The 25,611-nt window shown below is 70.5% G+C and carries 27 protein-coding genes, 2 tRNA genes and 1 pseudogene; 11 read left to right on the top strand and 19 right to left on the bottom strand.

Translation table 11 applies throughout. The features are described 5' to 3' along the window. Window positions 1–92 precede the first annotated feature (92 nt). The gene (locus FJ658_RS14040) at window positions 93–899 is read left to right on the top strand and encodes a YcnI family protein (RefSeq protein ID WP_141146016.1); all 807 of its coding nucleotides are present in this window, start codon (window positions 93–95) and stop codon (window positions 897–899) included. Beyond that, entirely contained in the window at window positions 896–1,837 is a 942-nt protein-coding gene (locus FJ658_RS14035) for a copper resistance CopC family protein (protein WP_181408461.1), read from the top strand. Before FJ658_RS14040 ends, FJ658_RS14035 begins: the two co-directional genes overlap by 4 nt. A gap of 42 nt (window positions 1,838–1,879) precedes the next feature. On the opposite strand, the pseudogene FJ658_RS16885 reads toward FJ658_RS14035, so the two are convergent. The 4 genes and pseudogenes from FJ658_RS16885 to FJ658_RS14015 all read right to left on the bottom strand — a co-directional run bounded on the left by FJ658_RS16885 (window position 1,880) and on the right by FJ658_RS14015 (window position 7,145). After that, window positions 1,880–2,184, bottom strand: a pseudogene (locus tag FJ658_RS16885) (nitroreductase/quinone reductase family protein). A gap of 287 nt (window positions 2,185–2,471) precedes the next feature. Beyond that, window positions 2,472–3,146: an ATP-dependent Clp protease proteolytic subunit gene (locus FJ658_RS14025; RefSeq protein WP_141146014.1), complete on the bottom strand. Its 675-nt coding sequence runs from the start codon at window positions 3,144–3,146 to the stop codon at window positions 2,472–2,474. Window positions 3,147–3,179: 33 nt separating this feature from the next. Further along, window positions 3,180–3,770: an ATP-dependent Clp protease proteolytic subunit gene (locus FJ658_RS14020; RefSeq protein ID WP_141146013.1), complete on the bottom strand. Its 591-nt coding sequence runs from the start codon at window positions 3,768–3,770 to the stop codon at window positions 3,180–3,182. A gap of 99 nt (window positions 3,771–3,869) precedes the next feature. After that, a complete protein-coding gene (locus FJ658_RS14015; RefSeq protein ID WP_255447758.1) occupies window positions 3,870–7,145 on the bottom strand; it encodes an N-6 DNA methylase in 3,276 nt (1,091 codons plus the stop codon). A gap of 285 nt (window positions 7,146–7,430) precedes the next feature. On the opposite strand from FJ658_RS14015, the gene FJ658_RS14010 reads away from it, so the two are divergent. The 3 genes from FJ658_RS14010 to FJ658_RS14000 all read left to right on the top strand — a co-directional run bounded on the left by FJ658_RS14010 (window position 7,431) and on the right by FJ658_RS14000 (window position 10,853). Beyond that, window positions 7,431–7,976: a hypothetical protein gene (locus FJ658_RS14010; protein ID WP_141146011.1), complete on the top strand. Its 546-nt coding sequence runs from the start codon at window positions 7,431–7,433 to the stop codon at window positions 7,974–7,976. Then, window positions 7,973–8,506 carry a tetratricopeptide repeat protein gene (locus tag FJ658_RS14005; RefSeq protein ID WP_255447747.1) on the top strand — a complete coding sequence of 178 codons (534 nt, stop codon included), beginning with the start codon at window positions 7,973–7,975 and terminating at the stop codon, window positions 8,504–8,506. Before FJ658_RS14010 ends, FJ658_RS14005 begins: the two co-directional genes overlap by 4 nt. A 106-nt stretch (window positions 8,507–8,612) precedes the next feature. Continuing rightward, window positions 8,613–10,853, top strand: coding sequence for an acyltransferase family protein (locus FJ658_RS14000; protein ID WP_141146009.1), 2,241 nt, complete (start codon window positions 8,613–8,615; stop codon window positions 10,851–10,853). Between the two features lie 51 nt (window positions 10,854–10,904). Here the strand turns inward: FJ658_RS14000 and FJ658_RS13995 are convergent, their stop codons facing one another. The 3 genes from FJ658_RS13995 to FJ658_RS13985 all read right to left on the bottom strand — a co-directional run bounded on the left by FJ658_RS13995 (window position 10,905) and on the right by FJ658_RS13985 (window position 13,020). Next, window positions 10,905–11,429 carry a DUF1697 domain-containing protein gene (locus FJ658_RS13995; protein WP_141146008.1) on the bottom strand — a complete coding sequence of 175 codons (525 nt, stop codon included), beginning with the start codon at window positions 11,427–11,429 and terminating at the stop codon, window positions 10,905–10,907. A 118-nt stretch (window positions 11,430–11,547) separates the two neighbouring features. After that, window positions 11,548–12,909 (bottom strand): trigger factor, encoded by a 1,362-nt coding sequence (gene tig / locus FJ658_RS13990; protein WP_141146007.1) that lies wholly within the window; start codon window positions 12,907–12,909, stop codon window positions 11,548–11,550. Window positions 12,910–12,942: 33 nt separating this feature from the next. Beyond that, window positions 12,943–13,020, bottom strand: a tRNA-Pro gene (locus tag FJ658_RS13985). 333 nt (window positions 13,021–13,353) lie between these two features. Here FJ658_RS13985 and FJ658_RS13980 point away from each other — a divergent pair. Beyond that, window positions 13,354–13,542 carry a hypothetical protein gene (locus FJ658_RS13980; RefSeq protein ID WP_141146006.1) on the top strand — a complete coding sequence of 63 codons (189 nt, stop codon included), beginning with the start codon at window positions 13,354–13,356 and terminating at the stop codon, window positions 13,540–13,542. A 150-nt stretch (window positions 13,543–13,692) separates the two neighbouring features. Then, window positions 13,693–13,766 (top strand) — tRNA-Gly (locus tag FJ658_RS13975). A gap of 58 nt (window positions 13,767–13,824) precedes the next feature. Here FJ658_RS13975 and FJ658_RS13970 read toward each other — a convergent pair. Continuing rightward, window positions 13,825–14,235: a VOC family protein gene (locus FJ658_RS13970; RefSeq protein ID WP_141146005.1), complete on the bottom strand. Its 411-nt coding sequence runs from the start codon at window positions 14,233–14,235 to the stop codon at window positions 13,825–13,827. A 66-nt stretch (window positions 14,236–14,301) separates the two neighbouring features. Between FJ658_RS13970 and FJ658_RS13965 the strand changes: the two genes are divergently transcribed. Beyond that, complete coding sequence (locus FJ658_RS13965; protein WP_219995777.1) at window positions 14,302–14,712, top strand: MarR family winged helix-turn-helix transcriptional regulator; 411 nt, start codon at window positions 14,302–14,304, stop codon at window positions 14,710–14,712. Between the two features lie 48 nt (window positions 14,713–14,760). Here FJ658_RS13965 and FJ658_RS13960 read toward each other — a convergent pair whose 3' ends face one another. From FJ658_RS13960 to FJ658_RS13945, 4 genes are all read right to left on the bottom strand, one after another. Then, complete coding sequence (locus FJ658_RS13960; RefSeq protein WP_141146003.1) at window positions 14,761–15,261, bottom strand: pyridoxamine 5'-phosphate oxidase family protein; 501 nt, start codon at window positions 15,259–15,261, stop codon at window positions 14,761–14,763. 92 nt (window positions 15,262–15,353) lie between these two features. After that, window positions 15,354–15,998, bottom strand: coding sequence for a LysE family translocator (locus FJ658_RS13955; protein ID WP_141146002.1), 645 nt, complete (start codon window positions 15,996–15,998; stop codon window positions 15,354–15,356). A 91-nt stretch (window positions 15,999–16,089) separates the two neighbouring features. Continuing rightward, the gene (locus FJ658_RS13950) at window positions 16,090–16,479 is read right to left on the bottom strand and encodes a toxin-antitoxin system YwqK family antitoxin (RefSeq protein ID WP_141146001.1); all 390 of its coding nucleotides are present in this window, start codon (window positions 16,477–16,479) and stop codon (window positions 16,090–16,092) included. Continuing rightward, complete coding sequence (locus FJ658_RS13945; protein WP_141146000.1) at window positions 16,476–16,955, bottom strand: VOC family protein; 480 nt, start codon at window positions 16,953–16,955, stop codon at window positions 16,476–16,478. Before FJ658_RS13945 ends, FJ658_RS13950 begins: the two co-directional genes overlap by 4 nt. A gap of 157 nt (window positions 16,956–17,112) precedes the next feature. Here FJ658_RS13945 and FJ658_RS13940 point away from each other — a divergent pair, with 157 nt between their 5' ends. After that, the gene (locus FJ658_RS13940) at window positions 17,113–17,565 is read left to right on the top strand and encodes a hypothetical protein (RefSeq protein ID WP_141145999.1); all 453 of its coding nucleotides are present in this window, start codon (window positions 17,113–17,115) and stop codon (window positions 17,563–17,565) included. 340 nt (window positions 17,566–17,905) lie between these two features. Continuing rightward, window positions 17,906–18,100, top strand: a complete 195-nt coding sequence (locus tag FJ658_RS13935) for a DUF2510 domain-containing protein (RefSeq protein WP_141145998.1) — start codon at window positions 17,906–17,908, stop codon at window positions 18,098–18,100. Window positions 18,101–18,217: 117 nt separating this feature from the next. Here the strand turns inward: FJ658_RS13935 and FJ658_RS13930 are convergent, their stop codons facing one another. Continuing rightward, window positions 18,218–18,874: a response regulator transcription factor gene (locus FJ658_RS13930; RefSeq protein WP_141146183.1), complete on the bottom strand. Its 657-nt coding sequence runs from the start codon at window positions 18,872–18,874 to the stop codon at window positions 18,218–18,220. A 71-nt stretch (window positions 18,875–18,945) separates the two neighbouring features. Next, the gene (locus tag FJ658_RS13925; protein WP_141145997.1) at window positions 18,946–20,373 is read right to left on the bottom strand and encodes a sensor domain-containing protein; all 1,428 of its coding nucleotides are present in this window, start codon (window positions 20,371–20,373) and stop codon (window positions 18,946–18,948) included. 200 nt (window positions 20,374–20,573) lie between these two features. Here FJ658_RS13925 and FJ658_RS13920 point away from each other — a divergent pair, with 200 nt between their 5' ends. Continuing rightward, window positions 20,574–21,059 (top strand): Dps family protein, encoded by a 486-nt coding sequence (locus tag FJ658_RS13920; protein WP_141145996.1) that lies wholly within the window; start codon window positions 20,574–20,576, stop codon window positions 21,057–21,059. 94 nt (window positions 21,060–21,153) lie between these two features. Here the strand turns inward: FJ658_RS13920 and FJ658_RS13915 are convergent, their stop codons facing one another. From FJ658_RS13915 to FJ658_RS13895, 5 genes are all read right to left on the bottom strand, one after another. Next, entirely contained in the window at window positions 21,154–22,695 is a 1,542-nt protein-coding gene (locus FJ658_RS13915; protein WP_141145995.1) for an amidohydrolase family protein, read from the bottom strand. Continuing rightward, window positions 22,692–23,393 (bottom strand): FMN-binding negative transcriptional regulator, encoded by a 702-nt coding sequence (locus FJ658_RS13910; RefSeq protein ID WP_141145994.1) that lies wholly within the window; start codon window positions 23,391–23,393, stop codon window positions 22,692–22,694. The genes FJ658_RS13915 and FJ658_RS13910 overlap by 4 nt, the downstream gene beginning before the upstream one ends. 96 nt (window positions 23,394–23,489) lie before the next feature. After that, on the bottom strand, window positions 23,490–24,425 hold the full coding sequence (locus FJ658_RS13905) for an Fpg/Nei family DNA glycosylase (RefSeq protein WP_141145993.1): 936 nt from the start codon (window positions 24,423–24,425) through the stop codon (window positions 23,490–23,492). Between the two features lies 1 nt (window position 24,426). Continuing rightward, window positions 24,427–24,912, bottom strand: coding sequence for a ribose-5-phosphate isomerase (locus FJ658_RS13900; protein WP_141145992.1), 486 nt, complete (start codon window positions 24,910–24,912; stop codon window positions 24,427–24,429). Then, entirely contained in the window at window positions 24,912–25,595 is a 684-nt protein-coding gene (locus FJ658_RS13895) for a hypothetical protein (RefSeq protein ID WP_141145991.1), read from the bottom strand. Before FJ658_RS13895 ends, FJ658_RS13900 begins: the two co-directional genes overlap by 1 nt. Between the last annotated feature and the right edge of the window lie 16 nt (window positions 25,596–25,611).

The raw sequence follows: 25,611 nt of genomic DNA, 5'->3' as shown, positions 1-25,611 counted from the left end.
GCTCGACGCCGGACGGCTTCGCGTGCCGCCGATCCGTGCGGCCGCGCATCCCGCGAACGATCGCCGCTCACCGCGGCGACCTAGGAGACATCATGAACCGCGCTTCCGCGCACCCCGCCACCCCGTCCGCCTCGACCACGATCGGCGCTCCGCTCGCGAGCGCACGCCGTCGACGCCCGCTCGCCCTCGGCGCCGCGGCGCTCGGTGCCGGCGCCCTGCTCGCGCTCGCCGCCCCGCTCGCCGCGAGCGCGCACGTGACCGTCAACCCGAACTCCGCCGACGCCGGCGGCTACGCCACGGTCAACGTCAAGGTGCCGACCGAGTCGGACACCGCATCCACCACCAGGGTCGAGCTCGACCTGCCCACCGACACGCCCCTGTCGTACGTCGCCTACCAGCCGGTCGACGGATGGACGGCGCAGCTCGTGAAGGAGAAGCTGCCGAAGGAGGTGAAGGTCGGCGACAGCACCATCACCGAGGCCTACACCCACGTGATCTGGACCGCGACCGGAGCCGGACTCGCGCCCGGCGAGTTCACGCAGTTCCCCCTCACGATCGGTCCCGTGCCCGACGTCGACTCGCTGTCGCTGCCGGCGCACCAGACCTACAGCGACGGCAGCGTCGTCGACTGGGATGAGACCACGAGCGACGCCGAGAACCCGGCGCCGACGCTCTATGTCAACGAGGCGCCGCCGGCCGACGAGCACGGCGGTGCGCACGCGGATGCCGACACCCACTCCGACGCGGACGCCTCCGATGCGACCGCGGCGTCGTCGACGTCGCAGCCCGACGTGCTCGCGCGCGTGCTCGGCGTGGCCGGCCTCGTGGTCGGCGTGATCGGGCTCATCGTGGGCGCCCTCGGCATCAGCCGGGCGCGCCGCGGATCGGGAGCGGCGTGATCGGCGCGAGCCGCGCATCCCGCACCACCGGCCGGGCGGTCTCGCACCGCCCGGCCGGGCAGCGGCGGCTGACCGCCGTCGCCCTGCTGGCGCTGGGTGGGACCCTCGGCCTGGCCGGCGCGGTCGTCGGCGCGGCCTCCCCCGCGTCCGCGCACAATCGCGTCGTCGCGACGGTTCCGACCGCCGACTCGACGGTCACGGCCGTGCCCGAGAACTTCAGCATCACGACCGACCTGAACATGCTCGACCTGCAGGGCGGCGGACGCGGTTTCGCGATCGAGGTCGACGGCCCCGACGGCTGGAGCTACTGCCCCGCCGAACCCGAGATCGTCGACAACGTGATGACCGTGCCCGCCGTGCTCGGACCGGGCGGCGGCTACACCCTCACCTGGCAGCTCGTGTCGGCCGACGGCCACACGGTCAGCGGCGACTTCCCGTTCACCTGGCAGCCCCCCGCCGACTTCACGGCGCCGAAGCCGGGCGCCGACGGCAACCCGGCGTGCTCGGGCGGCGAGGCGACGGCCGCGCCGAGCTCGGCGGCGAGCGACGGCGCCGACGACACCGCGACGGGCTCCGACGAGTCCACCGTGCCCCTCGGCGATGTGCTGTGGATCGGCGGCGCGATCCTCGCGGTGCTGATCGCGGGCGGCGTGACGCTGCTCGTGCTCACGCGCAAGCCTCGGGATGCGCGGGGCGGCGGCCGCGGTCGCTCCGGTGACACGACGACGCCCGTGGATGCGGGCACCGGCGCGGCGGGAGGCGCGACGCTCGATCGCGACCCGGGCCGTGGCGACGACGGAGACGGACGCGGCAGCGACGCGCCCGGATCGGACCCGTCGCCGTCGGCCTCGCCGTCGGACAGCGGATCGAGCTCGGGGAGCGACTCCGGGGGCGGAGACTCCGGCGGCGGAGATTCCGGCGGAGGCGGCGGGGACTGACCCTCGTCACCCCGAGAGGCGTCACGCCCACACGGAGCTGCCCTAGCGGGTCGCGGGAACCAGTCGCACGACGGGGATCTCGCGGCCCGCTTTCGCTTCGTGCTCGGCGAAGAACGGGAAGCGCTCGAGCAGTGCGGCCCAGACCCGGGCCCGCTCGTCGCCGACGAGCGTCTCGGCGCGCGCATCCCACTCGTCGTCGGGCAGCTCGACATGCACCGCGGGGTCGGCGACGAGGTTGCCGTACCAGGCGGATCGCGCGGCGATCCGGCGCCCGACGCGATCACGAGCACGCCGTCGCCGGGCCCGAGGTCGTCGGCCCCGACGTCACCGGGCCGCACGAACATCATCGGCGAGGTGCGCGGCTCGCCCGTGCGGCGTCCGGTCGTGGTGAGCAGCACGAGCCGGTCGCGGTGCACGCCCGGTACGCCGAGATCCTCGCCCGCGCGATACGCCCGCACCACCTGCTCGTCGACCTCGTGCGCCGCCATGCCCGGCACCCTACGCCCGCGCCGCCGGCGCCGGCACCCCTGCAGACGGGGCCGTGGTCGGGCATCCGCCGAACCCGCCGACACGACGGAGGGCCGCCGGGTCTCCCCGACGGCCCTCCGTGATGCCGTGAACCGGCAGCGCGCGACTACTTCGCGGTCAGCTGCGCCGGCACGTTCTTGCGGCTCGTGAGCACCTGGTCGATCAGACCGTACTCGAGGGCCTCCGGCGCGGTGAGGATCGTGTCGCGCTCGATGGCGGCGTTGATCTCCTCCTGCGACTTCTTCGAGTGGTTCGCGAGGGTCTCCTCGAGCCAGGTGCGCAGGCGCAGGATCTCCTTGGCCTGGATCTCGATGTCCGACGCCTGGCCGCGACCGGCCTCGCCGACGGCGGGCTGGTGGATGAGCACGCGCGCGTTCGGCAGCGCGAGGCGCTTGCCGGGCTCGCCGGCCGCCGCGATCACGGCCGCGGCCGAGGCCGCCTGGCCGAGCACCACGGTCATGACCTGCGGGCGGATGTACTGCATCGTGTCGTAGATCGCCGTCATGGCCGTGAACGAGCCGCCGGGGCTGTTGATGTACATGACGATGTCGCGGTCGGGGTCCTGCGACTCGAGCACGAGCAGCTGGGCCATGATGTCGTCGGCCGAGGCGTCATCCACCTGTACGCCGAGGAAGATGATGCGGTCCTCGAACAGCTTCGCGTAGGGGTCCTGACGCTTGAAGCCGTAGGCGGTGCGCTCCTCGAAGCTGGGCAGGATGTAGCGCGACGAGGGCATGCGCGATGCGAGGTCTCCGCCCGCCAGGAAGTTGGGGGTCTCCATGATTCGTTCCGTCTCTCTCGTTCTTCGCGCTCGTTACTTGGACTCGTCGGTTCCGCCGCCGCCGACGACGTCGGCCGCCGACTCGCGGATGTGGTCGACGAAGCCGTACTCGAGGGCCTCCTCGGCGGTGAACCAGCGGTCGCGGTCGCCGTCGGCGTTGACCTGCTCGGCGGTCTTGCCGGTCTGGGCCGCGGTGATCTCGGCGAGGCGCTTCTTCATGTCGTTGATGAGCGCGGCCTGGGTCTGGATGTCGGAGGAGGTTCCGCCGAACCCGCCGTGGGGCTGGTGCAGCAGCACGCGCGCGTTGGGCGTGATGTAGCGCTTGCCCTTGGTGCCCGCGGTGAGCAGCAGCTGGCCCATCGACGCAGCCATGCCGATGCCGACGGTGACGATGTCGTTGGGCACGAACTGCATCGTGTCGTAGATCGCCATGCCGGCCGTGATCGAGCCGCCGGGCGAGTTGATGTAGAGGAAGATGTCCTTCTTCGGGTCTTCGGCGGCGAGAAGCAGCAGCTTCGCCGCGATCTCGTTCGCGTTGTCGTCGCGAACCTCAGAGCCCAGCCAGATGATGCGGTCCTTGAGAAGGCGGTCAAAAACGCTCGGCTGGAATGCCGTATCGGCCATCGGAGCAACTCCCGTTCTGTGGATTGCCTCGAATCTACCGGGGCGCCGGAAGCGGTCTGGGCGCTGTTCGCCGTGAGCAGATGCGGCCACGACGCTGGGCTAGAAGATCCGTGAAACCAGCTCATCCAGCTCGCTGTCGATCACCGACATCTCCGCAACGTCATCCCAGACAAGATGTGCGCTCCTCGACACCTCCGCGAGCCGCACGTGATCAGCGTCGGCGGCATCAAAGCCCGGAATTCGGACGCGTAGACGAACAGGGAACGTTCGATGGTCGCTCGACGCCAACATGAAGGATCTAACGATTGGCGAGTTCATCACCGCGCAAATGAAGTGAGCTTCGTCGCCTGTGATCGAGCCGTTGGGCCCCTCTGCGATTGACACAGCATGGTTCTGAGGGATCGGCATCGCGCGGCCACCCCATGGAAGGTCGACCGCCTCAACCACTACCGCCTGCCACGACGAGTTGTCGCGGAAGGCCACATATCTCTCAACGTGAGAATATTCACCAACGCGGGCAAGCGAATAAAACTCTGTATTATGAGCGCCCATGATCCGGGCGTTGTACTGAGTCTGAGATTCGAATACTTGCCGATTTTCTTGGAAATATTCCAGAAGAGCAGGCGATGAATCCCTGAGTGCCTTGATCGGCAAGGGAGAACGACCGGATGCATGCGTCGACGAATACGCGAACGGAACATAGTATGACGCTTTGCGCATGTGAAACCGCTCGATGTCGACGCCCTTGAGCAAAGGCCTCAGATGCGCAGTCTCCAAGACCCGTTCTTGCTGTGGAACGCGATGCTTGGATCGGGGACTGTTGTAATTTACAAACGTTTCAACCGCGCGCCCACGAACCTTGCGCCCGCGCCCCGGAATATGAGTCAACAGCATAAGCTCCTGAGGATAGAATTCGACCCCCTCGCGTCCGCGATAATTCGAGAATCCCGAAACCTTTCGCATCTTATTGACTTGTTCGAGGTTCTCGGCGACTGCGAAGAAATTGCGATCTGCGTCAGGAGTGAACGCGACATAACCCTCAAAGGAGAAACGATCCGCAACCTCCGCGAAGACCCTCCCCGAACGGATCGCCGCATGGACTCGCCGCGCGTTTCGGGGCTCGCGCAAAGTTGGCCGCACGATAGGAATGCCCTTCGCGTAATCAACCGGATTCGAGGAGATAACATAAGCGGCGAATCGTTGCGTCACAGGGTGGAAGGGATGGCCAGCACCGGACCAATCAATCAGCTCCTGCCAGAACAACTGGCGATCGCCGTGAACTATCTTTCGGAAGCCCTCATAACTGTGCTGGTACATTATCGGTTCGGGCATAAGAAAAGCGAGCGCCCCATCTGCCGCGAGCCAATGCCGAGCCGCGGCACTGGCAATCACCGCACAAACATTCAGCGAAATACCGCCGGTGACTACGTCGCCGGAAAATAGCTCCTTGCCGACCGTGCTCACAAGTTCAGCCCGGTATCCTTCCGGCAGCGTCTTCCAATCAATCCACGGCGGATTTCCAACTACAATGTCGAAACTGCCCAGTTCTGCAGTTGCAAAGAAGTTCGCCAGGATACGGGCCCAGACCCCGTCCCATTCGTGCCGCTGCAAATCAACAAGCATCCCAGCAAAATCGTCAAGATGCGACCGAACTTCCGGCGTGAGGTCATTGTGGTCGGCGATATCGGAGATGATCTTGACGATCTGCGCGGGGTCGAGATCGACCGTCGCAGCCTCCACGTGAAACATCGCAAGAGAGAAGTCTTGCTTGTTCGCAATTATCGAATGTGGCAGCACAACCTCGGTGGTGCCTCTTTCGGTGTTGAGCTGGTACCGCAAGCAACGCACAGATCCAACATCGACAGCGACCGGCAACTGCGTCGCGTCTCCCAGATAAACTGGAATCTCGACCTCATCGTCGTGCTCAAGGAATGGTGACACGTTGATGAAATAGTTGACTCTAGCCATGAGTACCGCCAGGGGATTGAGATCGACGCCCACGACTCGACGAAGCGCAGATCGACCATCCGCATCCTCACCCAGGACCCTCGCGAGCATCACCGTCAGAAAGGTGCCGCTACCGCAGCACGGATCAATCCCGCGCCAGTCGCGGGAATCAGAATCGATACCGGCCGCGGCGATAGCGCGCTCCACTGTGTGATCGGCCAACCAGGGCGGTGTGTAGAACTCGCCTAGACTCCTTCTGACCGCGCCAGGAACAACCGCTTCATACAAATCGCGAAATAGGTCGGAGACCGGCCTGCGACCCGACGCGGACAGCACAGAACCCTCGAAGTCGGATAGCGTCGCGATGAGCCGCCGTACGGCCGTGGCGACGTCGTCAGTCCACTGCGACTCGTGGGCATACCACGCAAAGAAGTCGCCTTCGAGAATGTTTGTGAATCCTTGTTCCCGAAATCCCGCGCCATTCTCGAGTCGACGCATTCGCAGGCCGAGCGCGAGATCATCGTCGTCAGCAATTCGTGCGAATTCCACCGGCAGTGCGCCCCCGCGCAAGTCGACGAGAACCTTGTGCGCGAGAAGCTTCACAGCAATCGCGATCGCCGTTTGCAACGCAAAAAGCGCCGAGTACTCAACTTCGCGATCACCCTTCGCGAACTTGGTTCCGATTATCGTCTCGAGCTCCGATCGACGCGCCTCAATGGTCGCCTGTTGGGACACGTCGTCGTGCGAGAGCTTGAAAAGCCTCTGCCACTCGAGAAATAGCATGTGAGCACGCTGGCTTCGTCGCTTATGAAGCTCATCGAAAAGGCGACACGCAACGAGGACAAGAGTGCCGTCGTCGCCGTGCAGCGCTCCGATCAAATTGCTAGCGGTGAGCGCGACTTGCTCGGATTTGACAAGCCAGCCGGCAAGATCTCGCAGACTCTTGCCAGTCAAAGGTGACGTCGCGCCTGCGGTAGTAATCCCGTTCTGGCGAACGACGACGACAGCTTCGACGCCGTCGGTCGCAAGTCCGACAATCTCGCCATCACCGCTCGACGGCAGCGATTCCATATAACCAATCAGCTGATCGACAGCGATCTTCTTCTGGCTCTCAGAGTTGAACGCGGCGACCTGTTTGAACTCGATTACGACCGACCCGACTCGACTGTCGATCCTGCCTGAGTGCTTTCGCCTCGTCGTTGCAGCTCGCTCTTCTTTGCTCGGTACATAGTCGAACTCGAGTTCGAGCATGAGCTCTTTCACGCGCGCATCAAACTCTTGGGAGATGGTGGCTTCGTTAGCTCCAGCCTCGGCAATTTTCCGGATCGCGGCTGCGCTCGCGCTCGCCATCGCCTCGAAACCAGGGGACGACATTGCGGCCGCCCGCCGAGCATCCCTCAGGGCTCGCTTCAATTGTTCGGTCACCATCACCCCATCTGTCTCGACCAGTCTAGATTCAGCCTGAGACACGCCTCCCCGCACATCCCAGCGCCCCGCCGATTCGGACCGTCGGCATGTGAGCTTGATCGGGGACGAAACGCCCGTCAGGGCAGGACCGCGGTTCGACGTGGTCGCTCGGGAGTCTCGCTTCAAGCGTGCGGGCCTGGCACTGCCGGTGAACGCGTTCGCTACGAATCGACGCGCGGATGCTTCCTCCTCGACGCATTCTCTGTGTGATGTCGTCGAGGGATCGCCGCGGCGTAGCCTGACCGCGTGAGCGACCGCGACGAGGGCGACGAGGTGGATGCGCGGGGCCTGCGCCTGCGCGGCTGGGCGACGCGTGCGCTGTGGCCGGTCGCGATCGGCGCGCCCGTGCTGCCGGTGCTGGTCGGCATCCCGGCGCGCATCGCGGTGCCCGCGCGCGACGGCGGGCCGACGGGCGACCTCGCCGAGGGCTGGGGTGACGGCGCCGCGTTCCTGACCCAGCTCGTCGTGATCGACGCCGTGCTGCTGCTCGGCTGCGTGATCGGCGCCCTGCTGGTGCGAGCGCGGCTCGCGCGCGACCCCGGCCCCGCCATCATCGGCGGCACCAGCTCTGCGCTCGTGACGCGGTACGAGTCGTGGGCGGTGCTCGCGCAGGCCGGCGGCGGCATCCTGTTCGCGCTCGGGATCGGCCTCGAGGAGCCGAACCCGGCGCTCGCCGCACGATGCCTGATCATGGGTCTGTGGGCGATCGTGGTCGGCACGGCCGCCCTCATCGTCCTCGCCGGGCGCGCGCTGCGCCCGCGCACGAGCCCTCCCGAGGAGAACCTGCCGTGAGCATCCCCGCGCCCGACCGCACGACCGACCCCGGCTATGCCGATTGGCGCGCGCGGGTGGATGCCGTGTGGGCCGACGACGCCCTCGACGAGCGCGAGGTCATGCGCCGCATCGACGCGCTCGCGGCGGAGCGCCCCGACGATCCCGAGGCGCTGGCCGAGGCCGGCGGCGCCCGCGACTCGGCCGGCCTCGAGTCGTGGGCCGAGCAGCTCTACGTGCGCGCGCTCGACGGGGGGCTCGGCGAGCCGTTCCGCTCGCAGGTCGTGATCCAGCTCGCGTCGACCGTGCGCAACCTCGGCCGACCCGAGGAGTCGATCGCGCTGATCGACGCGCACTACGGCGACCGGCCCGATCACGAGCTCGCGGCGGCGGCGAGCGCCTTCCGCGCTCTCGCGCTCACCTCGGCCGGACGCCAGGTCGAGGCGGTCGCCGACCTGCTGCTCGCGCTCGCTCCGACGCTGCCGCGCTACCAGCGCTCGGTGCGCGGGTACGCCCGCGAGCTGCTGGGCGACGAGGGCGAGGAAGGCTGAGCCGCCTCACTGCGGGGCTCGCGCGGCCCGCGAGACTCCTGTGAGCCGCCGCCGCATCCACCGCCTCGTCGCCGCCTGTTAACCCGCGGTCTTTACGGTCGGCGGCGTGGATGCCCGCCCCGACTCCCCCGCGCCGACCCGCGCCGCGCGGTCGGCGAGCGCGGGATCCGCCGCGTCGGCGACCGCGCGCGGCTCCGGCTTCCGCGCCGACGTGCACGGCATCCGCGCCCTCGCCGTGACGCTCGTCGTGATCTACCACCTGCATCTCGGCGTGCCGCAGGGCGGATTCGTCGGCGTCGACGCCTTCTTCGTCGTGTCGGGCTTCCTCATCACCGGGCATCTGGTGCGCGAGCTGCGTCGCGACGGACGCGTCGATCTGCCGGCGTTCTGGGCCCGCCGGGCGCGTCGCCTCATCCCCTCGGCGCTCGTGGTCATCGTCGTCGCGGGCGCCGTCGGCCTGGCGGTCACGCCGAAGGAGGACTGGCCGCGGCTCGGCAGCGAGCTGGCGGCGAGCGTGCTCTATGTCGAGAACTGGTTCCTGGCCTCGGCGAGCGTCGACTACCTCGCGGCCGGCGCCTCGGCGACGCCGTTCCAGCACTTCTGGTCGCTCGGCGTCGAGGAGCAGTTCTACCTGGTCTGGCCGCTGCTCCTGCTGCTGGCGTGGCGGGTGCTCGCTCGGCGGCGACGGGGAACGACGCGTGCGGCAGACCTGGACCCGACCGACTCCCGCGCCGTCGAGCGGGATGCGCACCGCCGCCTCCGTGTCGCGACACTGCTCGTCGCGCTCGTCACGGCCGGGTCTCTCGCGGCGTCGATCGTGCTGACCGCCACGAACCCGGAGCCGGCCTACTTCTGGCCGCACACCCGCGCGTGGGAGTTCGGCGCCGGAGCCCTGCTCGCGCTGACCGGCGCGCGCCTGCCGTCGCGGCTCGCGGTTCCGGCCGCGCTGCTCGGCTGGGCCGCCCTGATCGCCGTCGGCCTGCTGCTGCCCGCCTCGGTGCCCTATCCGGGCCTCGCCGCGGCGCTCCCGGTCGCGGCGACCGCGCTCATCATCGCCGCCCGCGCCGAGACCGGCGCCGTCGGACGTGTGCTGCGCACTCCCCCGGTGCGCGCGCTCGGCACCCTCAGCTACACGCTCTACCTCTGGCACTGGCCGGTCGGCATCCTGCTGCCGAAGGCCGTCGACGGAGCGATCCCGGCCGAGCCTCTCGTCATCGCCGTCGTGTCACTCGCGCTCGCCGCGCTCACGCACGTGCTCGTCGAGCGGCCCGTCCTGGCCCCGCGGATGCGCCGGGTGCGCCCGCGGGTCGTGCTCGCGGCGACCGCGGGCGCGATGGTGCTCGTGCTGGCCGCGCCGGGCGCCGGCTGGGCGGCGATCGCCGGACAGGTCGCCGACGACCGCGGGCTCGCCGGCCGGCTCGCGGTGACGCAGGCCGACTGCTTCGGGGCGGCGGCGATCGCGCATCCCGAGCAGTGCGCGCTGAACGGCGACGCCGCGCTCGGCTTCACGCCCTCGACGCTGACCGCCGAGTACGACATCTCGCCCACCTGGGACGAGTGCCAGGCCCGCGACGACAAGCCGGTCAGCTGCGTGATCGGCGTGCGCGGCGGCACTCGCGTCGCGCTGATCGGCGACTCGCACGCGCACCACTGGGAGTCGGCGCTCGCCCGTCTGGCCGAGGAGCGCGGCTGGGAGCTGCACCTCTTCGTCAAGGGCGGCTGCGAGTTCTCGCACATCGACTGGAGCGACGTGGACGCGGCGGAGAAGCGGCGCTGCGACGCCTGGAACCAGAAGGTGGATGCGGCCCTCGCCGACGAGGACCCCTACGGTCTGGTCTTCACCTCGGCGCGCGCCGACCTGCGCGGGCAGCCGGTCGGGCTCGCCGGCGACGCCCCGGACACTGATTCCGGCACGACCGACGCCGCCGCCCTCGACCCCGACACCGCCGCCGGACGCACCGCGATCGCCGACGCCGGCTACCTCGCCTCCTGGCAGCCGCTGATCGACCGCGGCACGACCGTGCTCGGCATCCGCGACACCCCGGCCGTCGGCACCGGCAACCGCGCGTGCCTCGACGCGAACCCCGACGACGTCGGCACCTGCGAGATCAGCGCCGACCGCGCGTTCGCGGCGACCGACCGGCTGGCGGCGGCCGCCGCATCCACCTCGGGCGCGCACGAGCTCGACCTGACGTCGTCGCTCTGCCGCGACGACTCGTGCCCGGCCGTGATCGGCAACGTGCTCGTGTTCCGCGACTCGCAGCACCTCACCGCGACCTACTCGGCGACGCTGGCCCCTGCGCTCGGCCGGGCCGTGGATGCGGCGCTCGAGTCGCCCGCGCCCTGACGTCCGACGCGTCCTGGTCGCGCGATCGTGCGCCGGTTCGCGCCCGCGCCCTCAGCGCCGCAGCTTGTCGAGCGTGTTCATGTTGCGGCTCGTCAGCCACGGCTTGAAGCGCGCCTTCGCCTGCGCCTTGCCCATCACGCTGTCGAGCGTCGAGCCCTTCTGCACGGTCCAGTAGAGGACGCCGTGCGCGAGCTCGGCCCTCTCGAGCTCGGGGTCGAGGCCCTGGATGCTCTGCTCCAGCTCGGCGCGGGTGTCGGCGTGCTCGGCGATCACGACGTAGTCGTGCCAGCCGTCGCGCCCGCGCTCGAAGGGGTAGTCGTCGATCACCCGCGCGAGCTCGGCGTCGTCGAGCACGTGCACCCAGGCGTCGTAGCCGAAGCGCTCGCGCAGCGCCGCCTCGAGCTCGCTCTTCACGGTCGCGGCCGCCTTGCTCGTCTTGAGCACGACGTTGCCGCTCGCCAGCACCGTGCGCACGCCGTTGTAGCCGAGGCCCTTCACGCACGCGGCCAGATCGGCCATCTTGATGTTCACTCCGCCCACGTTGACTCCACGGAGCAGGGCGACATAGCCGGTCATGCGCTCAGGCTAGGCCCCTCCGCCGACAGACACGGAAGGGCCGGCGGGAACTCTCCCACCGGCCCCTCCGGCCGTTCAGCTGAGCTCAGCCGCCGCGCGAGGCGCAGTCGGCACGAGGTCAGTGGTTGTGACCGGCGTGCTCGTCCTCGTCGGCCAGCGTCGCGTCGGCGCCGATGAGCGGGCTGTCGTCGCCGTCGCCGAGCGCGGTGGCGGTGAAGGCGCTGACGTCGACGGGCTTGCCGTCGGCATCCACGACCTTGGCCTTGCTCAGCACGACCGCGAGGGCCTTGCTGCGGGCCACGTCGGCGACCATGGCCGGGATCTGACCGCCCTGGTCGAGGGCCTTGATGAAGTCGCCGGGCTCCATGCCGTACTGCGCCGAGGCCTGCACCAGGTAGGTGGTGAGCTCGTTCTGCGAGACCTGGATCTCCTCCTTCTCGACGATGCCGTCGAGGAGGACCTGCTGGCGGAAGTTCTTCTGCGTCGACTCGGTGACCTCGGCGCGGTGCTCGTCGTCCTCGAGACGGTTCTCCTGCTCGAGGTGGCGGTGCACCTCGTCTTCGACCATCTTCTCGGGAACCGGGATCTCGACGCCCTCGAGCAGCACGTCGACGATCTGGTCGCGCGCCTGGGCGCCCTGACCGAAGACCTTCGACTTGCCGAGCTGCTCGCGCAGGTCGGCCTTGAGCTCGTCGATCGTGTCGAACTGGCTGGCGATCTGGGCGAAGTCGTCGTCGGCCTCGGGCAGCTCGCGCTCCTTGACGGCGTTCAGCGTGACGGCGATCTGCGCGGTCTCGCCCTCGTGGTCGCCGCCGAGCAGCGGGGCCTCGAAGGTGGTCGACTCGCCGGCGGTGAGGGTGTCGAGGGCCTCGTCGATGCCCTCGATCAGCTCGCCCGAGCCGATCTCGTAGGAGACGTTCGAGGCGGTGTCGACCTGCTCGTCGCCGATCGTGGCGACGAGGTCGAGCTGCGCGAAGTCGCCGGTCTTGGCCGGACGGTCGACGGTCACCAGGGTGCCGAAGCGGGTGCGCAGGTTCTCGAGCTCGGTCTCGACGTCCTCGTCGGAGATCTCGGCGTTGTCGACCTTGAGCTCGAGGCCGTCGTAGGCCGGCATGTCGAACTCGGGGCGCACATCCACCTCGACGGCGATCTTCAGGTCGCCCTGGAAGGTCTTGGCGTCGGGCCACTCGAGCACGTCGGCCTCGGGGCGGCCGATCGGCTTGACGTCCTCGGCCTGGGCGGCCTCGCGGTAGTAGCGGTCGAGGCCCTCGCTCACGGCGTGGTTGAGCACCTCTTCGCGGCCGACGCGCTGGTCGATGATGGGCGGCGGCACCTTGCCCTTGCGGAAGCCGGGGATGCTGACCTGCTCGGCGATGTGCTCGTAGGCGTGCGCGATGGCGGGCTTCAGCTCCTCCGGCGTCACCGAGATGGTGAGCTTGACGCGGGTGGGCGTGAGCTTCTCGACGGTCGTCGTGACCATAAGGGGGTTATCTCCTGCTGTCGGTGGTCTGGTTGGTCGGGGCGACAGGATTCGAACCTGCGGCCTCCCGCTCCCAAAGCGGGTGCTCTAGCCAAGCTGAGCTACGCCCCGCGGATTCCGATCCGCTCGGGGGAACCGCGGTGTCGCTCTCGCTTCACCGCGGGTGCCTGGCATTGCCCGGAAAACGGCCGCGCGACAGTCTAGCGGAGGGGATGCGCGGGTTCCTGCGTGCGCGGAATCGCTGCTTCTCATCGCTGCCGGCTCGGCGCTGACGGCCCGCGTGTGACGCGCCCGGCCGTGTCACGGGTTGCGGATGAGACGCACGTCCGAGGCCTGTCTCGGCTCGCGACCTCTCCTCATCCGAAACGGCGTGCGCCACGCGGCGCTTGTCGCGTCCCGCGCGTCGCTCCCGCGGATGTCGGTGGTGAGGCGCACCCTGTCTGCATGGCCGACATCGACATCCGCGAACTGCGGGCATACGAGCCGTACTGCGTCCGCTGCGGCGAGTCCGGTCCGATCGAGACGAGCAGCTTCCTCGCCTTCGCCTGGGAGCAGTCGCACCAGTGCGCCGAGGATGCACTCGACGCCCGCGACGGCGAGGAGCTCGAGAGCGAGCTGCGCCGCAGCGCCTGAGCTCGCGGGCTGGGTTCGGCACACCGCGCGACTTGCGTCGGCGCTCGGTGACCAGCCCGCTCGATGGCCGACCTGCTCCGTGGGCCCGCGGATTCTCGCGCCGCTTCCGTGCAGTAGGCTGTCTCCCGGTTCCGGCTCGCCCGGAATCACGGGGATGTAGCTCAATGGTAGAGCCTCAGTCTTCCAAACTGATTACGCGGGTTCGATTCCCGTCATCCCCTCCACATCACCATCTCGCCCCGAGATCTCGGCGGCCGGCGACACTCGCTCGGCACCGTCGCGTCACGCCGACCGCGGCTCGCTCGTGATCAGCAGCACGTTGCCATCGGGGTCGTCGATCATCGTCGCGTAGGGCTGGAGCAGGTGGCCCGGCACTCGGCGCTGAACGCCGCCCGCGGCCGGCGCGCCGGCCCAGAGCGCATCCACCGTCGCATCGTCGTCGACGAAGAACTCCGTCACCTGCTGGTACTCGTCGTCGCCGGCGGCCGCCGCCGAACGCTCCCGCGACGGATCGAGACGGCGGGCCGTCTCGTCGGTCGTCAGCAGCAGCGTCACGCCCTCGGCCAGGCGGCAGCTGATGACCGGCCGGTCCGGGTTCGGGTCGGGCACGTCGAGGCCGAGGGCGCGGTAGAACGTCGCCGACCGCGCGAGGTCGCGCACGTACAGCACGACCATTCCGAATCGGATGCTCATAGGGTCTCCTTGATGGTGAATTCCGGTAGATCATCTACCACGGTAGACGAAATGGAGATGGATCGCATGAGCGCCGATCTCGGAGCGCTGCTCCGCCGACTCCTCGACGAGATCGTCGAGCGCGAGACGCCGATCCTGCGCGAACGCGGACTCTCGATGTGGGAGTACGTCGTGCTCACGGCGATCGCGAGCAGCCCCGGCCTCAGCCAGAGCGATCTCGCCGAGCGCAGCCGTCGCGACGCGACCCGACTCATCCGGCACCTCGACGACCTCGCCGAGCGCGGGCTGATCGTGCGCGCGGTCGATGCGGGCGATCGCCGCCGCCGCACGGTCGAACTCTCCCCTGCCGGCGTGGAGCTGCTCGCCGCGACGCGTCGCGACATCCGCCGCATGGAGGACGCGCTGCTCTCGGCCCTGCCCGAGCATGACCGGGATGCGCTGCGCACGTCGCTCGAGGCGGTCACGCGCGCAGAGTGAGCAGCTCCCGCTCAGCGCGCCTGCTCACCGCCGCCCGAGCCGCCTCGCTCAGCCCCGCTGCGCGGCCGCCTCGAGCGTCCTCTGCAGCGTCGCCGGCAGGCGTCCGGCGCCGAAGTCGTAGAAGCGCGCCCAGGTCGGCGTGATCGTGATGCGCACCATCTGCTCGTAGCCGGCGGTGACGGCCTGCTCGAAGCCGGCCACCTCATCCGGGCTCATCGTCTTCGCCGCCGCGTCGATGTACTCGCGCGGGATGCCGTCCAAGGTCTCGAGCGACGCCGGCCCGCGCACGAGCAGCGATTTCGAGTCGGCCGGGCTGTGACCCGAGTCGATCGTGACCGCGACGGACGGCCGCCGCCGCAGCGCCGCGTTCTTCGGGGCGTCGACGATCGTGCAGATCACGATCGCCGTGCCGTTCCAGAGGAAGCCGATCGGGATGACACGGGGCGTGCCGTCGAGCCCGCGGTAGGCCAGGTGCAGCAGCGGCGCCGAGCGCAGCAGCTCCTGCGCTCCCGGCTGCTCGAGCTCGGACCTCATCTCGTCGTCGCGCATGGCATCCCCTTCGATCCGGATGCCGCCCACGCTACGACCGCGGGCCCGCCCGCGCACCCGTGCCGGCTGCACCCGGCCGCCCAGAACGCCGCCTAGTGCGGCGACACCACCAGCTTCACGCCGAAGCCGACGAGCACCGTGCCGGTGACGCGGTCGATGATCCTCGTCGCGCGCGGGTGGCGCAGCCAGCGCGCCGCGAACGACGACGCCGCGATCAGCCCCGCGAACCAGACCGCGCTGAGCAGGTTGTGCACGAGCGCCAGCACGAGACCCATGAGGATCGGCGACGACCCGTGCGGGATGAACTGCGGGATCGTCGCGATGTAGAACACGCCGACTTTCGGGTTGAGCAGGTTCGTGGTCGCGCCGGTCAGCCACGCGCGCAGCAGCGGGTGACGTCCGCGGGTGTCGACCGCGGGCACGTCGGGCTCGGCCAGCCCGCCGCGCCGGAACGTCTTCACGATGAGCGAGATGCCGAGGAAGACCATGTAGAGCGCGCCCGCGAGCGTCAGGAGGCGGTACGCCAGCTCCGACGCGGCCAGCAGCGCCGACGCGCCCACCGCCGCCGCCACGCCCCATACCATCGCGCCCGACGCGATGCCGCCGCCGGTCGCGATCGCGACCGCACGCCCCTTCGTCAGCGCCGAGCGCAGCACAAGGGTCGAGTCGAGCCCGGGAATGATCGTGAGCAGCGCCGCCACCACGGTGAAGCCGGCGATCGCCTGCCAGAAGGTCATGCGCGGAGTCTAGGGATGCGCGGGGCGGGCACAAACGCACGACGCGAGTCGCGCATCCACCCTGCACGGCACCCCCACGGCGCCCCGCGCGTCAGCTCCGATCGGGATGCTTCTTCACCGTGCGCACCGAGCCGTCGCGCTCCCAGTGGGTCCACTCGCCCGAGCGCTTCCCGTGCACCCAGTCGCCCTCGTCCATGAGCGCGCCGTCGTCGTGCCAGCGCCGCCAGCGGCCGTGCTGCGCTCCGGCGACGAATCCACCACGCTGCAGCAGCTCGCCGTTCTCGCGCCACCACGTCCAGTCGCCGGTGAACTCGCCGTCGGCGAACCGCCCTTCCGCCTTCTTCTGGCCGGAGCGGTACCAGTACTCCGCCGCACCGCTCTTCACGCCGTCGGCGTAGTGCTCGACCGAGTCGAGCGACCCGTCGGCGAAGTGGATGCAGTGCTCGCCGTCGCGCGGAGGCTCACCGCCCCGCGGACTCACGCGACGCCCTCGCCCGTGAACTCGCCGGCCGCCGCTCCGGCCCCGGCCCCGGCGGAGCCGTCCGCCACACCTGCCGCGCCGTCGGCCGCGATCGGCCCGGCGATCTCCCACACGTGCCCGTCCGGGTCGCGGAACGCCGCCGTGCGGATGCCCCACGGCCGATCCATCGGCCCGTTGAGCAGCTCGACGCCGCGCGAGCGCAGCAGCTCGGCGCGCGCATCCACGTCGTCGACATCGAGGGTGAACTGCACGCGCACGCCGGCCTCGGCGTCGCCGACCGGCGCCGGCCCGACCAGGTCGGCGGCCTCGCCGACCTGCAGCAGGTTGATCATCGTCGGCCCGAAGACGAACACGACCGAGTTCTCGTCCTCCCAGTGCACCGGCAGCTCGAAGACGCGGCCGTAGAACTCCTTCGCGGCGGCGACGTCCTCGACGAAGAGCGTCACGGCCGGGATGCGGGCGGTCCAATCAGTCATGTGAACACCGTACACATCCGCACCGCGCCGCTCCATCCCCGGGATGCCGAACGCAATTCAGCACGAATCGCCTCCGACGCCCCGCGCCGGCCATCGGGCGCGATTCGTGCTGAATTGCGAAAAGGGGTCGCGCGGATGCGGGTGCGAGGATCGGAGCGTGGATGACGCGGGCGGCACGGCGGGCGGCGACGCCTGCGAGCAGCTCGCCCGCGTGGCCGAGCGCCTGGCCGAGCGCACCGACGAGCCGCACCGCTTCCTGCGCGGGCTCGCCTGGAACTGCGCCGGCATCCGCCTCGACCCGCGCGGCCTGCTCGATCTCGCCCGCGGCGGACGCAACCGCTTCCGCGGCGGCGGCTTCCGCTCCGAGTTCGACGACGGCACGACCGGCCAGGTGCGGCACTTCACCGGCATCGCCGTCGCGCCCGTGCTGATCGGCGAGTCGGCGACCCGGTGGGCGATGCGAACGGTGCTGCGCGACCCCGAGACGAGCGCCGACCACCGGCTGAGCATCGCGGCGCTCGAATTCTCGGCGGCGCTGCGGGAGGCGCGCATCCACCCCGCGGATGCCGGCGCCTGGATCCGCGAGCACCTCGCGACACGCGCAAGGTGAGCCGGGTATGACGCCGAAAAAGATCACGATCAGATAACGGCCGGGGTACGCGAGATGCGAGCGGATCTCGGGCGGATTTCTCGATTTCGACCAGCGGTCAACAAAACGCCAGTTCAGGACCGTGTTATGCGCAGGCCATGACCCCCGAGCGCGGGACGCAGCTCTGTCCGCACTATGGAGGACAGACGCGTCGGGAACGTCTACCCCCTAAGAGGGGGCAAACCCCCCGAAACGGGGGGACGTATATTTCCAACAGCCGTCGAGCTTGTCCCCGCAGAATCGACGGCCACCCCGAAACCCGTATCCCCTTATGTAACCCCGATACATAGGAGCCCCTCCGATGACTCTCGTCACCCCCACCACGACGGCCGCCCCCGCCGGCTGGTACCGCGACCCGCTCGGCCTCCCCCAGCTGCGCTGGTGGAACGGCATGACCTGGACCAACACGATCCAGGAGACCCGCCCGGAGGTGCACATCGGCGACACCGCGTTCGCGAGCGCATCGGAGCCGCTGGTCGGCACCTACGTCGCCTAGCGACACCTGCCCCACAGCTGCAGGCCCGCACCATCGGAGGGATGGTGCGGGCCTGTTGTGTGTGCGGCGTCCGCCGCGCCGGCACGGCGCCGACAGCGCCGCCTCAGCGACGCGGCGTCAGCCCGCGCTCGACTGCAGCCAGGCCAGCACGGCGAGCACCCGTCGGTGGTCCGAGCCCGAATCGTCGAGGCCGAGCTTGCCGAAGATCGCCGACACGTTCTTCTCCACGGCCCCGACGCCGATCGTGAGCGCCGCGGCGACCCCGGCGTTCGTGCGTCCCTCGGCCATGAGCTGCAGCACCTCCCGCTCCCGCCGGGTCAGCGATTCGAGCGGATCGCGGCGTCGCCCGAGCAGCTGGGTCACGACCTCGGGATCGAGCACCGTGCCGCCGTCGGCGATGCGCGTGATCGCCGCATCCAGCTCATCGAGCGAGGCGACGCGGTCCTTCAGCAGGTAGCCGACGCCGCCGGCCCCGGAGCCGAGCAGCTCCTGCGCATAGGCCACCTCGACGTACTGCGACAGCAGCAGGATGCCCACCTCGGGTCGCGCGCGGCGCAGCGCGATCGCGGCCCGCACGCCCTCGTCGCGGAACGTCGGCGGCAGGCGCACGTCGAGCACGACGAGCCGCGCATCCACCTCGCCGACCCGATCGACCAGGTCAACTGCGTCGCCGAGCGCGCCGACGACCTCGTGCCCCGCCTCCTCGACGACGCGCACCAGGCCCTCGCGCAGCAGCACGGAGTCGTCGACGACGAGGATGCGCAGGCCGGCCATGCCCTCCACCGTAGGGGCGGGCACGGCCGGCACGGCGCTCACGGGCGTCGCCGCGCTCACGACGCTCGAGGTCATCGCGTCAGCGGCAGGTGCGCGATCAGCTGAGTGCCGCCGCCGACCGGACTGGTCAGGGTGAGCAGCCCGCCCACACCGCGCAGACGCTCCTCGATGCCGGCGAGACCGTGGCCGGGAACGCTCAGCGCTCCCCCGCGCCCGTTGTCGGTCACGCTGAGATCGAGCCAGCGTTGCTCGGCGGCGGCGTCCGTCGACGCCGCCGGATCGGGCGCGCGCCGCAGCTGCAGCGCCACCGTCACGCCCGCGGCGCCCGCGTGCTTCGCCGCGTTCGTCAGCGCCTCGGCGGCGATGAAGTAGGCGTTGCGCTCGACCTCGGTCGGGATCTCGAGATCGCTCGGCAGCTCGTCGACGAACCGCGTCGGCACGACCGCGCGATCGCAGAGTCCGGCGAGCGCCGCACGCAGGCCCCGATCGAGCAGCAGCGGCGGGGCGAAGCCGCGTGACAGCGCCCGCAGCTCCTCCAGCGCCTCGCGCGACTGGGCGAGCGCCTCGGCGATCAGGGCGCGGCTGCGCTCGGGGTCGGCCTCGAGCTGGCGGTCGGCGGCGGCGAGATCCATCTGCAGGCGCACGAGACGCTGCTGCGGTCCGTCGTGGATGTCGCGCTCGAGCCGGCGCAGCGCCTGCCCCTCGGCCGAGGTGGCGGCCTCGCGCGACGCGGTGAGCGTCTGCACCTGCACGCGCAGCCGATCGCTCGACCAGGCGCCGAGCATCCCCTTCGCCACGGCCCAGTGCATGAGCGTGAGCCCACGGGTGACGAGCGGCAGCGTGGCCAGGAAGAGCAGGCCGATCACGAAGTGAAAGATGCTGTCGAGCACCGGGTTCGGCTCGCCGCCGAGCAGCGCCGAGAGCTGCCCCGCGAAGTTGCGACTGCGGTCGGCATCCGGGAAGGCGAGCACCCAGATCCAGTAGGTGACGCCGCCGATCGCGCTCGCCAGCCAGGTGATGACGATCGACCAGCTCAGCACGCCGAGGACGAGGTTCACGATCATGCCGTGCACCAGGTGCACCCAGTAGTGCGGGTCGGCGTAGGGGCCGAAGACGCGCGAGATCCAGCCGGTCGGGGGCTTGCGCTCCCAGTCGACGCGCGAGATCGCGGGCCGCCCGGCGGCGCGCAGCCGCAGCAGCTCGAAGTCGCCGAGCCCGCGGGCGACGTAGAGCGCCGCCAGCACGATGAAGAAGCCGACGAGCAGGGTGATCATGCCGACGCCGGTCCACAGCAGCGTGCTCAGCAGCGACGTCGCGACCACGACGATCGGCAGCAGCGGCAGCAGGAAGCCGAGCTCGGGCAGCACGGTGCGCCAGAGATCGAGGTACCGGCGGCCGAGGGGCGGGGTGGATGCGGCGGCCGGCGCGGGCGGCACCGGTCCGGCGGGCGCGGCGGCGGCCTCCTGAGGTGGGATGTCGTTCGACAACGTCGTGGTCATGCTCCGAGTCTCGCGAGCGCGCGGGCGTCTGAGAATGACGTGCGCATCCGGGTCCGACGGGGGGATAACCCCCGAAAATACAGGGGTAAGTGGAGCCTCAGCTTGCTTGCGGAATACGTGCAGGTGCGTAGCGTTGACCCCGTCAGCAGGCCGAAACGGCCCCGAGCCTCAGGTTCTGAGGCCGACTGCGAGGAGATGAAGTGACTGACGTCAAGGCTGTTCCCACCACCACTCTCAACCCCGATGCCGTCGCCGGCACCGCCCAGTTCCTCACCCCGATCGTCGTGGGCCTGACCGCCCTCAGCGTCGACGGCAAGCAGGCGCACTGGCACGTGCGCGGCGCGAACTTCCAGGCCGTGCACGAGCTGCTGGACGACGTCGTCGACCACGCCCGCGAGTGGGCCGACACCGCCGCCGAGCGCGTCGTCGCCCTGGGCCTGCCGCTCGACGGCCGCATCCAGACCGTCGCCGCCGCGACCAAGACCCCCGAGCTGGCCACCGGCTTCCAGCAGGCCGACCAGACCATCGCCCAGATCGTCGCGCAGATCGACGCCGTGCTCGTGGATGTGCGCACCGCGATCGACGAGCTCGGCGAGATCGACGCCTCGAGCCAGGACGTCGCGATCGAGATCGCCCGCGGCCTCGAGAAGGACCGCTGGTTCCTCTTCTCGCACATCGCGGCCTGATCCGCAGCGCTCCTCGTCAGAAGGCCCGTCCCGTTCTCGGGGCGGGCCTTCGGCGTGTCCGGGGTGCGGGCGGCGCCGCGAGCCGTTCCGTGCCTCAGAGCGTGCGGTGCGTGAACTCCCCGGCGAGCAGCGTCGCCGCCACGGGCAGCCCGCGCAGCGCATCCCCGGTCGCATCGGCTGCCGCGGCGACCGGATCGGCGTCGAGGATCGCGAGGTCGGCCGGCTGCCCCGCCGTCAGCGAGCTGCGCACCGACGCGGCGAGCGCAGCTGCGAAGGGCACGGTCTGCTCGGGATGCCAGGCCTCGCGCCCGTCACGCGCCCGCGTGACCGCCGCGGCCATCGTGACCCACGGATCGAGCGGCGCGACCGGCGCATCCGATCCGAACCAGAGCCGCACGCCCGCATCCTGCAGCGCGCGCCAGGCGAAGGAGCGCTCGGTGCGCCCCGCCCAGAGCGCGTCAGCGACATCGCGATCGTCCATGGCGTGCTCGGGCTGCACGCTCACCTCGATGCCCAGGCGGGCGAAGCGGGGCAGGTCGGCGGGATCGACGAGCTGGGCGTGCTCCATCCAGCCGCCGCGGCTCAACCCGTCGCGGTCGAGGCTCTCGTAGACGTCGAGCGCGCGCGTGACGGCGAGATCGCCGATGCCGTGGATGGTCGGCACGAGTCCGACCGCGAGGCCCTCGCGCGCCCGTGCCTCGAGCTCCGCGCCCGGGTTGACGGCGAGGCCGTGCGCCTCGGCTCCGGTCATGCCGTCGTAGGCGTGCACGCAGTGCGCCGTGCGGGTGTTGAGCGAGCCGTCGGCGAAGAGCTTGAACTCGCCCCCGACCACGAGGCTGTCGGCGCCGGCGAGCGGGGCGTCGGTGCGCATCCCGCGCTCGATCGCGAGGGCGAGATCGTGCGGATAGACCGCGGCGCGCACCCGGATGCGCGGGAACGCCGCATCGGCACGACGCCGCAGCCACGACCCCGCCGCGTCGGACATCTCGAGATCGCGGATGCCGACGACCCCGCGCTGCGCCGCCGCGGTCACCGCGTCGGCGACCCAGCGATCGGTCACCTCGACCGGCAGCGCGCTGAGCTGAGCGCTCGCGTCGAAGGCGGGCTTCTCGCGCAGCACGGTCCCGGTCTCATCGAGGCCGAGCACCCGCAGTGCGAGCGGGTTCGCCCACACCGTGTGCAGGTCGTGGCTGATCGCCGCGATCGGCTGCGTGTCGCCGAGCAGCGCGGCGTCGAGTGCATCGGGCCAGAGCGCATCGCGGAAGCCGTGGCCCACCAGCACGCTCCCCGACTCGGGCGGCGTGACGCGCGCGTGCTCGCGCAGGATCGCCGCCGCCTGCGCGGCCGTCGTCGCGGCACTCACATCGACGCGGCGCCGCGAGATCGCCCACTGCACGAGGTGCACGTGGTGATCCCAGAGGCCCGGGGTGACGGCGCGGCCGTCGAGATCGAGGCGCTCGGCGCGGGCGGCGTCGGGATGCGCATCCACCTGATCGGTGCCCACCGCGGCGATGCGGTCGTCGACGACGAGGAGGGGCTGCGGGGCTGCGGACGCACCCGCGTCGAGGGATGCCGGTGTCGCCGGGTCGAGCAGGCGCGCGCCGGTGACCAGCAGCGCGCGGGCGGCGTCGCTCACTCGGGCGCTCCGGACTGAGCCGCCTGCTCCGGGGTCTTCGACTTCTCCGCCGCCTCGGCCTGCTCCGCCGGCGCGTCGAGCGCCGCGCGCCGCCGCATCTCCGCGGCGAGCGACGGCTGCGCATAGGGCCCGTCGCCCTCGAGCTCGGCGACGATGCGCTCGTGCACCTCGGGCGCCTTGTTCTGGCTCAGCTTGGCGCGCGCATCCATCCGCTCGACCCGGATGCGGATGCCCACCGTGCCCTTCGAGAGGCGGCGGGCGCCCTCCTCGTCGAGGTCGAGCGAGCGGCCGCCCGGCATGTCCTTCTCGAAGTGGTCGGTCAGGTGCTCGAGCACGCGGTAGTTCTCCTCGAAGCCGAGGATCTCGGGCGTGCCCCAGAGGTGCGCGGTCACGTGGTTCCAGGTCGGCACGTTCTGACCCTCGGGGTACCAGCTCGGCGAGATGTAGCCGTGCGGGCCCTGCACGATCAGCAGCACCTCGTCCGAGCCGAGCCCGTGCAGCTGCTCGTCGGGGCGCCCGACGTGGCTGACCAGCACGATCTCGTCACCCGCCGAGGCCTCCTCGTCGAGCAGGAACGGGTAGTGCGAGGCGACCATGCCGGTCGGCGTCGTCGACACGATCGTCACCCACGGGTTCTCGCGGACCAGCCGCTTCACCTCGTCGCGGTCGAGCAGCAGGAAGTGCGGGGTGTGGCGCATCCGCTCAGGATGCCAGAGTCGGGCGACCTCGCCGCGCAGCCGTCCCGCGTCGCCGATCCGCGCCGATCCCGGTGGATGCGCACCCGGCGCTGCCGCTCAGGCCTGGTCGAGCGGGCACCAGTAGAGCTTGCGCCCCGCCATCTCCTGCATCGCGATCTCGGTGCCGCACACCCGGCACGGCAGACCCGTGCGGTGGTAGACCCAGTGCCGGTCGTCGCGGCTCGCGAGCGCCCGCGCCTTCGCGGCGCCGCGCAGTCCGTCGATCGTGAGCATCTGGCCCGTCTTCACGCCGATGCGCAGCAGGTGATCCCAGTCGGTCCAGAGCGCGCGCAGCACGTCCTCCGGCAGCTCGGCCGCCGTGGCGAACGGCGACAGCCGCGCGCGGAACAGCATCTCGGCGCGGTAGACGTTGCCGATGCCGCTCACGACCGACTGATCCATGAGCACGAGGCCGATCGCCTGGCGCTTGCGGCCGGCCAGCTCGAGGAACCGCCGCTCGCCGCGCACGCGGCCGTCGACGAGCGGATCCGGTCCGAGGCGGGCGAGCACCGCATCAACGCCCTCGCCGTCGAGCACCTCGCACGCCGTCGGGCCGCGCAGATCGGCGACCGCGTGATCCGTCAGCAGGCGCACGCGCACCTGGCCGATCGGCTCGGGCGGGAAGCCCTCGAGCTCGGCGCCGAGCCGCTCGGACTCGGCCATGCGCAGGCGGCGCGGGGCGCCCATCGAGGCAAGCGAGTCGGCGTTGTCGCGCGCCGTGCTCTCGGGGTCGCGCGCGACCGCAGGCACGTCGATGTCGCCCGCGAAGTCCCACGCGCCGTACATGCCCAGGTGCACGCGCAGCCACAGCCCGTTGTCGAACTCGAGGAACATCTGCTTGCCGACCGCGCGACAGCGCACGATCGAGCGCCCGTCGATCAGGCGCGCATCGGCCGCGAAGCGCCCCTGCGGGCTCGACACCGCGACCGGCACGCCCTCGAAATGGCGCGCGAACTGCGCCGTGATGCGGTGGACGGAATGGCCCTCGGGCATGTCAGCGGATGTCGTGGCCGGCGATCGCGGCCGTCGCCTCGTACTCGGCCAGCTGCGCGATGCGACGGGCGTGACGCTCCTCGCCGCTGAACGGCGTCGCGATGAAGAGGTCGATGAACTCGATCGCCTCCTCCACGGTGTGCTGGCGAGCGCCGATCGAGATCACGTTCGCGTCGTTGTGCTCGCGCGCCAGCTCGGCCGTCGAGCGGTTCCACACCAGCGCGGCGCGCGCGCCCTCGACCTTGTTCGCGGCGATCTGCTCGCCGTTGCCCGATCCGCCGAAGACGACGCCCAGCGCATCCACCCCCGCCGCCTGATCGGCGACCACGGCGAGCGCCGCGCCGATGCAGAAGCTCGGGTAGTCGTCGAGCGGGTCGTAGCTCTGCGGACCGTGGTCGACGACCTCGTGCCCCGCCCCGGCCAGGTGGTCCTGCAGCGTGCGGCTGAACTCGAGGCCGGCGTGATCGGTGGCGATGTGGATGCGCATCAGTTCTGTTCTCCTGCGTCGCCGACCTCGGTGATCACCCAGGCTCCGGCGGCGTTCTTGGTCAAGCGGTAGACGTTCGTGTAGCTGTCGGGATCGGTCGAGGAGGAGTCGACCTCGTCGACCGTGACCTCGGCGCCGCCGTCGACGAAGCGCGAGCCCACGACCGAGAAGGAGTAGGCGTAGGTGTCGTCGACGCGGTACGACTTCGCGTCGCTCTCGAAGGCGGCGCAGCTGAAGTCGCCGTTGTAGAGGTCAGAGCGGAACGCGCTCGAGGTGACCTTCTTCAGCGCGGCGCAGTCGGCCTTCTCGAAGGCGCGGTCGAAGCCCTGCACGGCGGCGGCCGGACTTCCGGCGCCGCGGGTCGGGCCGTTCAGCGCGCTGATCGCGAGCGGGATGCCGACGGCGGCCGCGACGACGACGAGCAGCAGCACGAGAGCGAGGATCCACGGCCAGACGCGGCGCCGACGCTTCGGGGCGGTGGGCGGGAGGTGCGGGGCCGTCGGGGGCAGCTGCGGCGCGGCGCCGTAGGCGGGCGGGGCGCCGTACTGCGGCGGGACGGCCGGGTTCTGGGGCGGCTGCGGGAACGGCTGCTGCTGGACCGGCTGCGGCTGGACCGGCGGCTGCGGGGCGTACGGCGGCATCCCGTGCGGCCCCGGCTGGAGCGGCGGGTGCTGGTCGACCATCACGCCTCCTCGATCG

The organism is Schumannella sp. 10F1B-5-1 (assembly GCF_006517535.1).
Classification (GTDB): domain Bacteria; phylum Actinomycetota; class Actinomycetes; order Actinomycetales; family Microbacteriaceae; genus Schumannella.
The sequence above is the reverse complement of the archived record's forward strand: the minus strand, read 5'-3'. Positions and strand labels throughout refer to the sequence as shown.